Source organism: Vibrio sp. FF266 (assembly GCF_041439695.1).
GTDB lineage: Bacteria > Pseudomonadota > Gammaproteobacteria > Enterobacterales > Vibrionaceae > Vibrio > Vibrio tasmaniensis_A.
Genome location: NZ_JBGOOO010000048.1, coordinates 15,460 through 30,002, shown reverse-complemented (window position 1 = coordinate 30,002; position 14,543 = coordinate 15,460). Strand labels below are relative to the sequence as shown.

The following is a 14,543-nucleotide window of genomic DNA, read 5'->3' as shown; positions in this document are numbered from 1 at the left end:
ATTTGAAGTAGTCATAATTCGTCCTCAATGTGTAAACACATTTCAGGACGGGACACATCCAACAAAAAAGGCGAATAACCTAAGTTATCCGCCTTTCCTTATAAAAGCTTATAGCTATAAAAACTAACTAGAAATTAAGCTTCAACTTTATTCATGTGTACATCCATTTGCGGGAATGGGATTTCGATACCTTCGTTATCCAAGCCTTCTTTGATAGCTTGCATAAGGTCGAAATAAACATTCCAGTAGTCAGCAGTACTAACCCATGGACGAACAACAAAATTAACTGAAGAATCAGCTAGCGTGTGAACACCTACTTGAACACCTGGATCTTTCAATACGCGCTCATCAGATTCACAGATCTTAGTCAGTAGCGCTTTTGTCTTCTGAAGATCAGCGTTGTAAGAAACACCAATCATTAGGTCAATACGGCGCGTCGCATGACGAGAATAGTTAGTGATTGGGCTACCGATAACGCTTCCGTTAGGTACTACAACCATTTTGTTGTCTGGTGTTGTTAAAACCGTTTGGAAGATCTGAATTGAATCAACTGAACCCGCTACACCACCAATTTCCACGTAGTCACCAGACTTGAATGGACGGAATGCAACGATAAGTACACCCGCTGCAAAGTTAGATAGTGAGCCTTGCAGCGCAAGACCAACGGCTAAACCAGCCGCACCAATAACAGCAACTACAGATGCAGTTTGAACGCCTAAACGACCAAGTGCAGCGATAAGAACAATAACAAACAATAAGTAACGAACTAAACCGTGGATAAACTCCACAACAGCTCGGTCCATCTTCTTCTTCTCAAGAACCTTAGATACGCTATTCGCGACTGCTTTAACAATCAAGTTACCAATAAATAGAATTATCAGTGCAGAGATAATGTTTACACCGTATTGGATAAATAGATCTGAATTATTTGTTAACCACTGCTCGGCCTGAGATAAACCATCCACAATTGGAGTCTCAAGCGCTGTCGAACTATCAGCCATAATGTGCATCCTCTATATAATATGCTATGAGCTAAACTGTCTTAAGCCAAACTTACTTTTACAATAATAAACAGTTTAACTCCTGTTAAGTCACTGTGTTAAAAGTAAATTAAAGCCAAGTCCTTTTTATAAACTGAACCAGGTCCAGTTTTTCGGCACGATATCCTATCTTTGACCGATTGCAAAGTCATATTTATGTAAGCTTTTGAATTAATAAAACTTACCAATAAACGCAAATACCGATAACTAAAAGACTACGAAATTTATTCACCGTAGGCTAGGTTTTTCACATATTTAATACAAGTTTTTATCAGACATAAAAAAACCCGCTCAATGAGCGGGTTTTTAAAACTTAAAGAGTACTTAATTCAAAGAATTATAGTACGTCTACAGCATTAAGGTCAGCGAATGCTTTCTCAAGACGAGTAACCATTGAAGACTGAGCAGCACGTAGCCATACGCGTGGATCGTAGTACTTCTTGTTTGGCGCAGCTTCGCCAGTTGGGTTACCGATTTGACCTTGTAGGAAATCGAAGTTATCAGCAGAGTACTGACGGATACCATCCCAAGTTGCCCACTGTGTATCAGTATCGATGTTCATTTTGATAACACCGTAGCCGATAGACTCTTGGATTTCTGCTTCAGAAGAACCAGAACCACCGTGGAATACGAAGTTTAGAGCGTTAGGTGCAATACCGAACTTCTCTGCACAGTATGCTTGAGAGTCACGTAGGATAGTTGGAGTAAGTACAACGTTACCAGCTTGGTAAACACCGTGTACGTTACCGAAAGATGCAGCGATAGTGAAACGTGGGCTAACAGCCATTAGCTTCTCGTATGCGTATGCTACGTCTTCTGGAGAAGTGTAAAGCTCAGATGCGTCCATATCAGAGTTATCAACGCCGTCTTCTTCACCACCAGTACAACCAAGTTCGATCTCGATTGTCATGTCCATTTTTGCCATGCGAGCTAGGTAAGTAGCACATGTTTCGATGTTCTCTTCTAGAGACTCTTCAGAAAGGTCTAGCATGTGAGAAGAGAATAGAGGCTTACCAGTTTGTGCGAAGAACTCTTCACCAGCGTCTAGTAGACCGTCGATCCATGGTAGAAGTTTCTTAGCAGCGTGGTCAGTATGCAGGATAACTGGAACACCGTAAGACTCAGCGACAGCGTGTACGTATTTTGCACCAGCTACAGCACCAAGAACTTGTGCGCCTTGACCTTCAAGTTTAACGCCTTTACCTGCGAAGAATGCAGCGCCGCCGTTAGAGAACTGAACAACAACTGGAGACTTAACTTTAGCAGCCGCTTCTAGTACTGCGTTAATAGAGTCAGTACCAACAACGTTTACTGCAGGAAGAGCAAATTTGTTTTCTTTTGCTACTTCAAATACTTTCTGTACGTCATCGCCAGAAATTACACCAGGTTTTACAAAATCGAAGATCTTAGACATGGAAATAGTCCTATTTATTCTATTCGTTTTAAGATAAAAAACTTAAGTTTAAAAATTTGCAATCGTTTGCTCACAACTTCCGCTATTCTAGCAAATAAGTGTGATATGCAGCAAACGTTAAAAGGCGAGATTCGTATCTCGCCTTTCTAAATCAATTACGCTTTAGCACGCTCTTCAAGCATAGCTACTGCAGGAAGTACTTTGCCTTCAACAAACTCAAGGAAAGCACCGCCACCAGTAGAGATGTAAGAAACATCTGCTTTGATACCGAACTTGTCGATAGCTGCTAGCGTGTCACCACCGCCCGCTACTGAGAAACCTTCAGAATCAGCGATTGCTTTAGAAATACCAGCTGTACCCGCTTCGAAGTTCTTGAATTCGAATACACCTACAGGGCCGTTCCAAAGAATAGTTTTCGCGTTGCCGATGATTTCAGCTAGAGCTGCAGTTGAATCAGGGCCAAGGTCGAAGATCATGTCGTCGTCTTGAACTTCAGAAACGTGCTTGATTTCAGCTTCTGCGTTTTCGTCGAATGCTTTAGCACATGCAACGTCAGTCGCTACTGGGATAGCACACTCTTTCATTAGCTTCTGAGCTGTTTCAACTAGGTCAGCTTCGTATAGAGACTTACCTACGTTGTGGCCTTCAGCAGCGATGAACGTGTTCGCGATACCACCACCAACAACAAGTTGGTCAGCGATTTTAGAAAGAGATTCTAGAACGGTTAGTTTAGTAGAAACTTTAGAACCACCAACGATAGCCACTAGTGGGCGAGCTGGGTTGTCCATTGCTTTACCAAGCGCTTCAAGCTCAGCAGCTAGAAGAGGACCAGCACATGCTACAGGAGCGTAAGTACCAACGCCGTGTGTAGACGCTTGAGCACGGTGAGCTGTACCGAATGCATCCATTACGAAGATGTCACATAGTGCAGCGTATTGCTTAGAAAGAGCTTCTTCGTTCTTCTTCTCGCCTTTGTTAAAGCGAACGTTTTCAAGAACAGTTAGTTCACCAGCGTTTAGCTCAAGACCATTTACGTAATCTTTCGCTAGTTTAACGTCACAGTTTAGTGCGTCGTTTAGGTAGTTAACTACAGGAGCTAGAGAGAACTCTTCGTTGTACTCGCCTTCAGTAGGACGACCAAGGTGAGAAGTAACCATAACTTTTGCGCCAGCTTCTAGGCAAAGTTTGATAGTTGGTAGAGATGCTAGGATACGTGCATCTGAAGTTACTTTACCGTCTTTTACTGGTACGTTTAGGTCAGCACGGATGAATACGCGTTTACCTGCAAGTTCCAGGTCAGTCATCTTGATCACAGACATGATTTGTCCTCTCAAATTTAAATAAAAATAAAGTTTTGGAAACTCAGCAACCCTGCTAAGCCTATAAATTATTCAACTGGTAATGCTTTAACTGCTAATAATATGTGGACACTTAGTATTTATTTCAAGCTAAAAAATAAATAATCCACACATTTGCTTCTAGGTCTTACTTCTTGCCTTCTGAAGCTTGCATTGCAAGAACCGTATCCAGCATTCGGTTCGCAAAGCCCCATTCATTGTCACACCACACCAGCATTTTCACTAAGGTGCCATTGCTCACTCGAGTTTGTGAACCATCAACGATTGCGCTATGGGGATCGTGATTAAAGTCGATGGAAACGAGCGGCGCTTCAGTATAGTCAACTATATTGTGTAATGTACACTGGGAAGCATTAACAATGGTTTGATTTACGTCATTAACTTTCACATTTGTATTAATTGTGACACTTAAATCCATCGCAGTGACGTTTACCGTCGGCACACGCACAGATATCGCTTCGAACTTGTTAGAAAATTTCGGGAAGATTCTTTCAATACCTTTATGCAATTTAGTGTCGACAGGAATGATAGATTGGCTTGCTGCTCGAGTACGACGCAAGTCGCTATGGTATGCATCAATAACTTGCTGATCATTCATTGAAGAGTGAATGGTCGTAATGGTACCTGACTCAATACCAAAGGCATCATCAAGTACTTTAATGATAGGGACAATACAGTTAGTGGTGCATGAACCATTGGAAACGATTCGGTGGTCAGCTTCGATAGTATCGTGATTTACACCATAGATAATGGTGTTATCAAGGTCGTTAGCACCAGGGTGTGAAAACAGTACCTTTTTAGCTCCAGCAGCGATGTGCGCTAGGCCATCATCTCGGCAACCGTAAACACCGGTACAATCGAGAACAATATCGACTTCAAGATCACGCCAAGGCAACAGTTCAATATCAGCCAGGTGTAAGATACGAATGGTATCAAACTCGCCTTTATCTTCAGCACCAATGCCATGATGAACATAAATGTGCTCTTGATCATTAGAGATTTTCTTGCCGAAGCGGCCGTGACTGGTGTCGTACTGCAATAGGTGAGCCATAGCGTCAGGTTGAGCAAGCTCATTGACCGCTACTACTTTGATTTGTTGGCTTTTGCCACTTTCATAGACAGCGCGCAATACATTGCGCCCTATTCGTCCAAATCCATTTATCGCGACTTTTAGCATAGTTCCGTACATCTAACCAAAATTTCGTGCAACAGATGATAACTGAATCCTACTCAAAGCGCATTAGTTGAATACTAAAGCTGTCATAACTTCAAAACTTTAAATATAAATAGACGCCACCAACCATAACGTTGATAGCGTTACTATTTATGTATAAGAGACAACAAGCTTGTTGCCATCAGCTTTATCGGAAGTAGCCCGTACTTTTAACTTGGGTTAGTTGATAGTGCACTTGGTGACTCACCAGTTCTTTCACTCATAAGATCAGCCACAAATTGAGCTCTTGAGCCCAAAATAATTTGCAGGCCACTTGAACCTACTTTTATGACCCCCATAGCACCTAGGTCTTTGATTCCTTGTTCATTCACAAGAGCCTGATCTTTAATCTGTAAACGCAATCTCGTAATACATGCTCCTATCGAAGTAATGTTAGCGGCACCACCAATCAAGATTGTGATTTCACTAGCTAAATCTTCATTGTCCAAAGTGATCGCCTTACTTTGAGTATCCTCACGTCCTACTGTTTTCAAATTGAACTTTCGAATAGCAAAACGGAAAACCGTGTAATAAATAGCGGCCATGGTTAGACCCCAAAGAATCACATTGATCCAGTTAGTTTTGAACCCATCCATCGCGGGAAGAACACCAAAAGACACGAAATCAATAATGCCGGCTGAGAAGGTTTTACCAATATGAACATCCAACGCATAAGTCACCGCGTAAGACACCCCTGCCATGATTGCAGAAAAAACATAAAGTAAAGGTGCGACAAAGATAAAAGCAAATTCAACGGGTTCTGTTATACCTGTAACAAACGAAGTAAGAGCAGCAGAGCCTAAAATACCTGCTGCAATTTTTTTATTTTTATCATTCGCTTCATGATACATAGCTAAACATGCAGCAGGGAAAGCAAACATGTAGATAGCAAAATTACCCGATAGGAATTTTCCTGCTTCTTGGTATTCACTGGTTGAGAACGTTTTTACTCCATCTTCAAGCATTTTAAACCAAATGGTATGATCGCCATTTACAATGGTCCCCGCGGCAGTTGTGTACTCACCGAAAGAAAACCAATAAGGGCTATAAAAAATATGATGGAGACCAACTGGAATTAAAGCGCGCTCCATAAATCCGTAGATGAAAGTTGATACGTACATGTTTCCGCCATTCGCCATATGCGATAGCGCATCAATACCTGATTGAATATATGACCAAATATGAGGTAAAACTAAACCAATTAGGAATGCAGAAAACGCAGTCACAATCGGTACAAAGCGTTTACCAGCAAAGAAACCAAGGAAATCAGGCAGCTTAGTATCATAAAAACGTTGATACATAACGGCTGCGAGGATACCTGCAATAAGTCCGCCAAAGACACCTGTTTGCAATGAAGGAATACCCATCGCCATTGCATAACGGCCACCTCCCATCGCCATCTCAGGTGTAATGCCGAGCGCCACCCCCATTGTCGCATTCATCACGACCATGGCGACAATCGCGGCTAAAGCGGCAATCCCTGACTCCTTAGTCAAACCAACCGCGGCTCCTACCGCAAACAGTAAGGCTAAGTTATCAAATATAACGCCACCAGCACGCATCATTAGGGGGATGTCGAGCTTAGCACCGAAGGCAAGTAATAACCCCGCTGCGGGTAATATAGATATGGGCAACATCAATGCTTTACCAATTAAGGAAAGCTTAGATAAGCCGCTTTTAAAACTATCTAGCATAATAAAGTCCTTTAATATCGTTAGAATACCAACGAACTTTATCAAGCTAATTGAATCTCAAGGTTACAAATAGCAAGTAGTTTGTAACTCGTTTTTTACAATAGACCTAGGCTGGAAAATGTCGAAGGTACATAGTAATTTCTAGCTAGACATTTAAAGTCAAAAGAAGAACAAGAAGCTAACGAAACACCTCATTATTAATAGCATGTAGGTGTCCAATAAGTGTTTCCGCTGAAATGGAAGAGTCCATAAAGTAGCGATATAACTCGTTGGATACCGCATTCTGAAGAACAGGGTTAACAGCCATTGAATCGGTCAAGCTTGGCATAGCTGTACCTTCAGAACTCGCATGAATGTAATCTTGATAAGATTGCTGTTGGCATCGTGATAATTCATTCACAGGTATATTTGCTTGAGCAGGTATTGAACCTTTCTTTTTACTGAAGTCTAAAAGAAATTGGGGAGAAGATAACGAGGTCATTACCGATACCATATTATGATCTTCACCCGTTACTTTTGTAAAAAATGCCAAGCTATCAACATTGTAGATAAAACCTTTTTCCGTAGAAGGGAACGCTCGACATTCTATGTAATCTGGAATTTCACCTTCTGCACTAATAAACATCTCTCCCAGAGCCCAATCACCTGTAAATTGAAAGGCAAACTCCCCTTCAAGCAAAGATTTTGTCCCCTGATCCCAACTAATACTCGGTAAATCACTACCGACAATATTAGCCAGAGAGCGGAAGCGCTTAAGCGCCTCAAGTGTTTTATCGCTATTTAATGCGTCAGGGTCTAAATCCACAAATGCCTGTCGATAATAATTTGCTCCACCTACTCCGAATGCAATATTTTCAAAAACTTGCACAATTTGCCAAGAGTCTTCTCCCAAAGCCAAAGGATTAACCCCCTTACTTTTCAGCGTAGTTAATGCTAACAGTAACGAGTCCCACGTCTGAGGTGATGAAAGTTGATGCTGATTTAGTACCTTTTTATTTATCCACATCCAATTTAATCGATGGATATTCAAAGGTATGGCGACAAAGTTCCCGTCATATTGGTGAATGGCTTTAATATCAGGATACAGCGACTGATCCCACCTCTGCGATTCTGCGACTTCATTGACATCATTTAAAAAACCTAACGCCGCCCATGACTGAATAGCCGGACCTTCCATAAGAGCAATATCAGGGGAATACCCGGCAATAGCTCTGGCTTGAAGAATCGCTTTGGCAGGTGCACCACCACCGCCACTGATTGGTTCACTTTTTAATGTATAAGGCAGAGATTCAAATTGCTTCTCGATGACCGACCACGCTTTTTCTTCTCCAGCAGCCGTCCACCAATGCAGCATTTCAACAGAGGGGGAAGAAAACGCGGGGTTCGTCGATAACAAAAGACTTAACAGTAACCATTTTTTCATAGGGCATTCACCAAAATAATGTCCACCTCAAGCCCACCTTCTGGTGAATTAGATAACTGAACGTCCCCACCGTGTGCCCTTGCGATACTACGAGCAATTGCTAGTCCCAAACCTGAACCTTCAATGCCTGTATCATTGTCTCTAAAGTAAGGTTCAAAGACTTTTTCTAACATATCTTCTTTGATTCCTTTTCCTGCATCACGCAGCACGATTTGAATAGAATCAGAGTGAGAAAACATACTGATGTCGACCGTATTTCCATATTTAACGCCATTATCAACTAAGTTGAATAAACAACGTTTGATTGCTAGTGGCTTGCCATAAAGCTCAATCCTTGGCAGATCTATCAGGCTTACGCATACTCCATTTTTGTTATGAACAGCCGCGCATTGTTCAAGGATATCGTTAATATCAATCCACTCTAACTCTTCGTGGATGTCATTCTCTCGCATATATTGCAAAGCCCCGTTCAACATCATATCGACTTCGTTCAATAGCTTTTCAAACCTTAACTTTGTTTGCTCATCATCCATCATTTCAGTTCGTAACTTTAAACAGGCTAATGGTGTTTTAATATCATGGGATATCGCATTAAAAAACATATCTCTATCCCGCAAATACGATTTGATTCGACGGTTCATTTTGTTGAAAGCATGAATAGCAGCTCTGGTTTCTGAGCTGCCTTCTTCTTTGATTTCTTCAATCTGCATTTGCGACCCCATAAGAGTGGCAGAGCGTGCTAAAGAACGAAAAGGACGAATTTCCTTCTGTAAGACAACATAAGAACCCCCCATAAGCATGAAGGTAACAATAAGGAGAAATATGACTTGTCTGCTATCAATGAAATTATCGGTCAGACTATCAAAAGACAGCGGTAGAACGGTGGCTAAATAAAGCCATTCATTATCTGAAAACTCCACCTGAATAACAGCAATTGGGAGATCCAGTTTTCCTAATACTAAACTGTAGTCTTTCCACAATGCAGGAAGTTCATGAAGCTTTATACCAGAGTTAAACACCCGTAAATCTTCTCGCTTAGTCAAAGTGACATGCACTTTGCGGGAGTCTCTAAGTTGCTGATTCAGAAGTTCAGACGCTTGTACTTCCATCTGAGGAACCAATGAGTAATCAGATAAAGAAGTGATAGGAAGTTTATGGTTATTTATGGATATGAAAAACCTTGTTCCTCCTATATTTCGTAGCTGTTCCAACACCAAGTGACGGTAATTAATGGGTAAGCCAGAGAAGTAATTAATAGTATCTGCTGCAGCTGATGATATAGCTGTCATGGCGTGGCTAGCTGACTCTTTTTTTGATGCTGATGTTGCCGTAAACCATACCGCACCTGCCAGTATTTCAGCCATGAGAATAACCGTGAACGTAGACAGGGTGATACGCGCAACCATTGACTGGTGTATGTTTTTTTTCAAAATTTAATACGATTGATATGTGAATCGATCACTAACATATAGCCGCGATGCCTTACCGTCATAATCGTGTTACGGTCATCGTCTCTTAATTGCTTCCTTAACCGGCTAATTTGTACATCAATGCCTCTTTCTAGTGGTTCCGCATCCCTCCCCCAAAGAGCTTGAGCAATATCATTTCTGCTTAATAATTGGTTGGGGGAATCCAACATGAGCGTAAGCAAGTTATAGTCAGCACTAGAAAGAGATACCACCTCTCCATCTTCATGTTTCAGTTGTCGTTTAAGAGTGTCAAAAGTCCAATCCATGAATTTCAGAGTCCGTTCACCTTGGCTATGGCTAAACGTGGAACGCCTCAATAAAGCTTTAATTCTGGCTAATAGCTCTCGCGGGTTAAATGACTTAGTAATATAGTCATCGGCTCCAATTTCTAATCCTGCGATTCGATCAGCATCGTCGGTTACTGCGGTGAGCATAATAATGGGAACTTGAGATTGAAGACGTAGTTTCTGGCACAAGGTCAAACCATCATCTCCAGGTAGCATGATGTCTAAAATAATGAGATCTGGAGTGACAGTTTCAAGCTTCTTCCACATCTCATTGCCTTCAAGAGCTGTGATAACCGTAAAGCTTGAACGTTCCAGATATTCACTAAGAGCATCAAGAATGTCCTGACTATCATCGACCACCAAGATTACTTTGTTTGTCATGCTAGACCTTTCATATGAAAACAACGCGCCAACATTCTCTTACTTCGTTATATCTTTCAAGAATATTAATAACGAAATGCGCTCAAACTCCGCAATGTAAGCGGTTCGTTACAAATGACTTTGTGCACAGTTAACTCTATTGCTAAATACCTAAACAAGTACTGAGTGCAGGAGTAGGTAACATTTCCTCACTAAATCAATTAAGCGACATACCTCGACAAAATGAATTTATAAATCTAGCGAATGTAATAGCTATTATGCAATGATATCTAAATGAGTCTGACCTAATTCTACGGCTATTTCTAACCTAGTTTTCTCAACCAAAGGAAAAGGTTATGTCTGGATTTCCAGCGACTCATTTTTGTAAAACGTGCAATAAAGAAACGCCACATAGTGAAGTTCTTGTTCGCCAAACAAGCAGCTATGATACCGACAAAACTTTGTTAGGAAGAATAAAGCTGTTTGCTAATTCAATTATCAATGGTGGTCATTACTACAACATGGATCGTTACGTTGAATGTAAGGTCTGTGGGACTAGAGAACTTGATAATTGGGGAAATGAATTCGAGTAACTCATGTTTCTGAAAGCCAAATAAAAAACCGAGCCAGTGGCTCGGTTTTTTTCTATTCGCGTTACAACGAATGATTAAGCAAGAAGCTCTTTTGCAGTGTTTACTACGTTTTCAGTAGTGAAACCGAACATCTTGAATAGCTCGCCTGCTGGTGCAGATTCGCCGAACGTTGTCATGCCGATGATCTTGCCACCGAAACCAACGTATTTGTACCAGAAGTCAGCGATACCAGCTTCTACTGCGATACGTGCTGTAACGTCAGATGGAAGTACAGACTCACGGTACTCGGCGTCTTGCTTATCGAACGCGTCAGTAGCAGGCATAGATACTACGCGTACTTTCTTGCCTTCAGCTGTTAGTTCAGCAGCAGCGCTAACCGCTAGCTCAACTTCAGAACCTGTAGCGATAAGGATAAGCTCTGGTTTGCCTTCACAATCTTTCAGAATGTAACCACCCTTAGCGATGTTTGCTACTTGCTCAGCGTCACGATCTTGCTGTGCAAGGTTTTGACGAGAGAAGATAAGTGCAGAAGGACCATCTTTGCGTTCGATTGCTAGTTTCCAAGCAACAGCAGACTCAACTTGGTCACATGGGCGCCATGTGCTCATGTTTGGAGTCAGACGTAGAGAAGCGATCTGCTCAACCGGTTGGTGAGTAGGACCATCTTCGCCAAGACCGATAGAGTCATGCGTGTAAACTTGAATGTTCTGAACTTTCATCAGAGCAGCCATACGCATTGCGTTACGTGCGTATTCCATGAACATTAGGAACGTTGCGCCGTATGGTACGAAACCACCGTGCAGAGCGATACCGTTCATGATTGCAGTCATACCGAATTCACGTACACCGTAGTGGATGTAGTTACCTGAGAAGTCGTTCGCTTCAAGCGACTTAGAACCAGACCACATAGTCAGGTTAGAAGGCGCAAGGTCAGCAGAGCCGCCCATGAATTCAGGCAGCATAGCACCGAATGCTTCTAGAGCATTTTGAGATGCTTTACGTGATGCGATGTTTGCTGGGTTAGCTTGAAGATCAGCAATGATTGCGTTTGCTTTCTCTTCCCACTCAGCTGGAAGATCGCCATTAGTACGACGTTTGAATTCAGCTGCTAGCTCAGGGTGAGCCGCTGCGTATGCGTCAAACTTAGCATTCCACGCTGCTTCTTTCGCTGCGCCTGCTTCTTTCGCATTCCACTCAGCTGCGATATCAGCTGGAATTTCGAAAGGACCGTGTTCCCAACCAAGTGCCGCTTTAGTTGCTGTGATTTCATCAGCACCTAGTGGAGCACCGTGACAGTCGTGCGTACCCGCTTTATTTGGTGAACCAAAACCGATAATAGTCTTAGTACAGATAAGTGTTGGACGAGGGTCCGCTTTAGCCGCTTCGATAGCCGCATTGATTGCGTCAGCATCGTGACCATCAACTGCTGGGATTACGTGCCAGCCGTATGCTTCAAAACGCTTAGGTGTATCGTCAGAGAACCAACCTTCAACTTCGCCATCGATAGAGATGCCGTTGTCATCCCAGAAAGCAACCAGCTTACCAAGACCTAGCGTACCCGCTAGAGAACATGCTTCGTGAGAAATACCTTCCATCAAACAACCATCACCCATGAACGCATAAGTGAAGTGATCGACGATGTCGTGGCCTTCTTTGTTGAACTGTGCAGCCAATGATTTTTCAGCCATCGCCATACCAACAGCGTTGGTGATGCCTTGACCCAGAGGACCAGTCGTTGTCTCGATACCAGGAGCGTAACCGTACTCTGGGTGACCTGGAGTCTTAGAGTGCAGTTGACGGAAGTTTTTTAGGTCTTCAATTGAAAGCTCGTAACCTGCTAAGTGAAGCAGAGAGTAAATCAGCATAGAACCATGACCGTTAGACAGGATAAAACGGTCACGGTCAGCCCACTCTGGGTTTGATGGGTTATGGTTCAAGTGGCCACGCCAAAGAACTTCAGCGATGTCAGCCATACCCATAGGTGCGCCTGGGTGGCCTGAGTTTGCTTGTTGAACACCGTCCATGCTAAGTGCGCGGATTGCATTGGCTAGATCTTTACGAGAAGGCATGTCTGCTCCTGGATACATAAGCGATTTAAAAAAGAGATAGATGCTAAAGTTTTCATTTTTATTAGCGCGGGTATTCTCTCAAACGACTATAGCGACTGCAAACGTTTTACTGGCACTTTAACGGTCATTTTCCGCAATTTTCGATCATTTACACCACTTAACAATGGCTTCCCCCTACCAATACGCAAACGTTTAGTTATGACATATCCTAAAAAAGAGCTTGTAATTCGACCGTTGGAATTTAAAATAGCCGTCTAGATGTAGAAACACCTACAAAATATACTGTGTTGAATGGCGGCGCTTCCTCGATTGCGACGGCATAAATTATTTGCATTTAACTATTTGCAACTAAAAACTAAACTAAAAGTGGAGCTCTCATGGCTAAGCACCTATTCACTTCTGAATCTGTTTCAGAAGGCCATCCAGATAAAATTGCAGACCAAATCTCAGATGCTGTTCTTGATGCCATCATTGAACAAGATCCAAAAGCACGTGTTGCTTGTGAGACTTACGTAAAAACCGGCATGGTTATGGTTGGCGGTGAAGTAACCACGTCTGCATGGGTTGATATCGAAGAAATCACTCGTGAAACAGTTCGTGAAATTGGTTACGTTCATTCTGATATGGGCTTTGACGCTGACTCTTGTGCAGTACTAAACACAATTGGTAAGCAGTCTCCAGACATCAACCAAGGTGTTGATAAAGCCGATCCTAAAGATCAAGGCGCAGGCGACCAAGGTATCATGTTTGGTTACGCGACTAACGAAACACCAATCCTAATGCCAGCTCCAATTACTTACTCTCACCTTCTTGTTAAGAAGCAAGCTGAAGTACGTAAGAGCGGCAAGCTTGACTTCCTTCGCCCAGATGCGAAATCTCAAGTAACGTTCCAATACGACCAAGGTAAGATCGTTGGTATCGACGCTGTTGTTCTTTCAACTCAACACTGTGATTCAGTAACAACACCTGACCTACGTGAAGCGGTAATGGAAGAAATCATCAAGCCAGTACTTCCTGCTGAGTGGATCAACAAAGACACTAACTTCTTCATCAACCCAACAGGCCGTTTCGTAATCGGTGGCCCAATGGGTGACTGTGGTCTAACAGGTCGTAAGATCATCGTTGATACCTACGGCGGCGCAGCTCGTCACGGTGGCGGTGCATTCTCTGGTAAAGATCCATCAAAAGTTGACCGTTCTGCAGCTTACGCAGCTCGTTACGTTGCGAAAAACATCGTTGCTGCTGGCATGGCTGACCGTTGTGAGATTCAACTGTCTTACGCTATCGGTGTTGCAGATCCAACATCTATCATGGTTGAAACGTTTGGTACTGAGAAAGTAGCGCACGAAATCATCATTGAAGCAGTTCGTCAAAACTTCGACCTACGTCCATACGGTCTTCAAGAGATGCTCAACCTTCTTCAACCTATCTACAAGCAGACTGCTGCATACGGCCACTTCGGTCGCGAAGAGTTCCCTTGGGAAGCAACTGACAAAGCAGCTATCCTTGCGGACTTCGCAGGCCTGTAAGCATTACGCAACACGCTTAGCTGAAACGTAATTTTAAAAGCCTCTGTTCTCAGAGGCTTTTTTCTTTCTATTCTTCTATTCTTCTATTCTTCTA

General features: G+C 42.6%; 11 protein-coding genes. 2 read left to right on the top strand and 9 right to left on the bottom strand.

Annotated elements, in window-relative coordinates:
* Positions 1–134: 134 nt before the first annotated feature.
* From mscS to ACED59_RS21920, 8 genes are all read right to left on the bottom strand, one after another.
* Positions 135–1,001 (bottom strand): small-conductance mechanosensitive channel MscS, encoded by an 867-nt coding sequence (gene mscS, locus ACED59_RS21955; protein ID WP_009847670.1) that lies wholly within the window; start codon positions 999–1,001, stop codon positions 135–137.
* Between the two features lie 376 nt (positions 1,002–1,377).
* Positions 1,378–2,454 (bottom strand): class II fructose-bisphosphate aldolase, encoded by a 1,077-nt coding sequence (fbaA, locus tag ACED59_RS21950; protein WP_009847671.1) that lies wholly within the window; start codon positions 2,452–2,454, stop codon positions 1,378–1,380.
* Between the two features lie 155 nt (positions 2,455–2,609).
* Complete coding sequence (locus tag ACED59_RS21945; protein WP_029223849.1) at positions 2,610–3,773, bottom strand: phosphoglycerate kinase; 1,164 nt, start codon at positions 3,771–3,773, stop codon at positions 2,610–2,612.
* 166 nt (positions 3,774–3,939) lie between these two features.
* A complete protein-coding gene (epd, locus tag ACED59_RS21940; protein ID WP_029222970.1) occupies positions 3,940–4,989 on the bottom strand; it encodes an erythrose-4-phosphate dehydrogenase in 1,050 nt (349 codons plus the stop codon).
* A 206-nt stretch (positions 4,990–5,195) separates the two neighbouring features.
* Positions 5,196–6,719: a PTS transporter subunit EIIC gene (locus ACED59_RS21935; protein WP_029223848.1), complete on the bottom strand. Its 1,524-nt coding sequence runs from the start codon at positions 6,717–6,719 to the stop codon at positions 5,196–5,198.
* Positions 6,720–6,897: 178 nt separating this feature from the next.
* Positions 6,898–8,142: an ABC transporter substrate-binding protein gene (locus tag ACED59_RS21930; protein WP_012604805.1), complete on the bottom strand. Its 1,245-nt coding sequence runs from the start codon at positions 8,140–8,142 to the stop codon at positions 6,898–6,900.
* Positions 8,139–9,572 (bottom strand): ATP-binding protein, encoded by a 1,434-nt coding sequence (locus ACED59_RS21925; RefSeq protein ID WP_017097283.1) that lies wholly within the window; start codon positions 9,570–9,572, stop codon positions 8,139–8,141. Before ACED59_RS21925 ends, ACED59_RS21930 begins: the two co-directional genes overlap by 4 nt.
* The gene (locus ACED59_RS21920) at positions 9,569–10,279 is read right to left on the bottom strand and encodes a response regulator (RefSeq protein WP_029222972.1); all 711 of its coding nucleotides are present in this window, start codon (positions 10,277–10,279) and stop codon (positions 9,569–9,571) included. Before ACED59_RS21920 ends, ACED59_RS21925 begins: the two co-directional genes overlap by 4 nt.
* Positions 10,280–10,614: 335 nt before the next feature.
* Here ACED59_RS21920 and ACED59_RS21915 point away from each other — a divergent pair, with 335 nt between their 5' ends.
* The gene (locus ACED59_RS21915; protein WP_012604808.1) at positions 10,615–10,851 is read left to right on the top strand and encodes a hypothetical protein; all 237 of its coding nucleotides are present in this window, start codon (positions 10,615–10,617) and stop codon (positions 10,849–10,851) included.
* Between the two features lie 74 nt (positions 10,852–10,925).
* Here ACED59_RS21915 and tkt read toward each other — a convergent pair whose 3' ends face one another.
* Positions 10,926–12,920, bottom strand: a complete 1,995-nt coding sequence (gene tkt / locus ACED59_RS21910; RefSeq protein ID WP_029223847.1) for a transketolase — start codon at positions 12,918–12,920, stop codon at positions 10,926–10,928.
* 377 nt (positions 12,921–13,297) lie between these two features.
* On the opposite strand from tkt, the gene metK reads away from it, so the two are divergent.
* Positions 13,298–14,449 (top strand): methionine adenosyltransferase, encoded by a 1,152-nt coding sequence (gene metK, locus ACED59_RS21905; RefSeq protein WP_009847676.1) that lies wholly within the window; start codon positions 13,298–13,300, stop codon positions 14,447–14,449.
* Positions 14,450–14,543 lie beyond the last annotated feature (94 nt).

Coding starts and splice junctions, on each gene's coding strand:
- mscS (WP_009847670.1), bottom strand. CDS start 1,001: ATGGCTGATAGTTCGACAGCGCTTGAGACTCCAATTGTGGATGGTTTA.
- fbaA (WP_009847671.1), bottom strand. CDS start 2,454: ATGTCTAAGATCTTCGATTTTGTAAAACCTGGTGTAATTTCTGGCGAT.
- ACED59_RS21945 (WP_029223849.1), bottom strand. CDS start 3,773: ATGTCTGTGATCAAGATGACTGACCTGGAACTTGCAGGTAAACGCGTA.
- epd (WP_029222970.1), bottom strand. CDS start 4,989: ATGCTAAAAGTCGCGATAAATGGATTTGGACGAATAGGGCGCAATGTA.
- ACED59_RS21935 (WP_029223848.1), bottom strand. CDS start 6,719: ATGCTAGATAGTTTTAAAAGCGGCTTATCTAAGCTTTCCTTAATTGGT.
- ACED59_RS21930 (WP_012604805.1), bottom strand. CDS start 8,142: ATGAAAAAATGGTTACTGTTAAGTCTTTTGTTATCGACGAACCCCGCG.
- ACED59_RS21920 (WP_029222972.1), bottom strand. CDS start 10,279: ATGACAAACAAAGTAATCTTGGTGGTCGATGATAGTCAGGACATTCTT.
- ACED59_RS21915 (WP_012604808.1), top strand. CDS start 10,615: ATGTCTGGATTTCCAGCGACTCATTTTTGTAAAACGTGCAATAAAGAA.
- tkt (WP_029223847.1), bottom strand. CDS start 12,920: ATGCCTTCTCGTAAAGATCTAGCCAATGCAATCCGCGCACTTAGCATG.
- metK (WP_009847676.1), top strand. CDS start 13,298: ATGGCTAAGCACCTATTCACTTCTGAATCTGTTTCAGAAGGCCATCCA.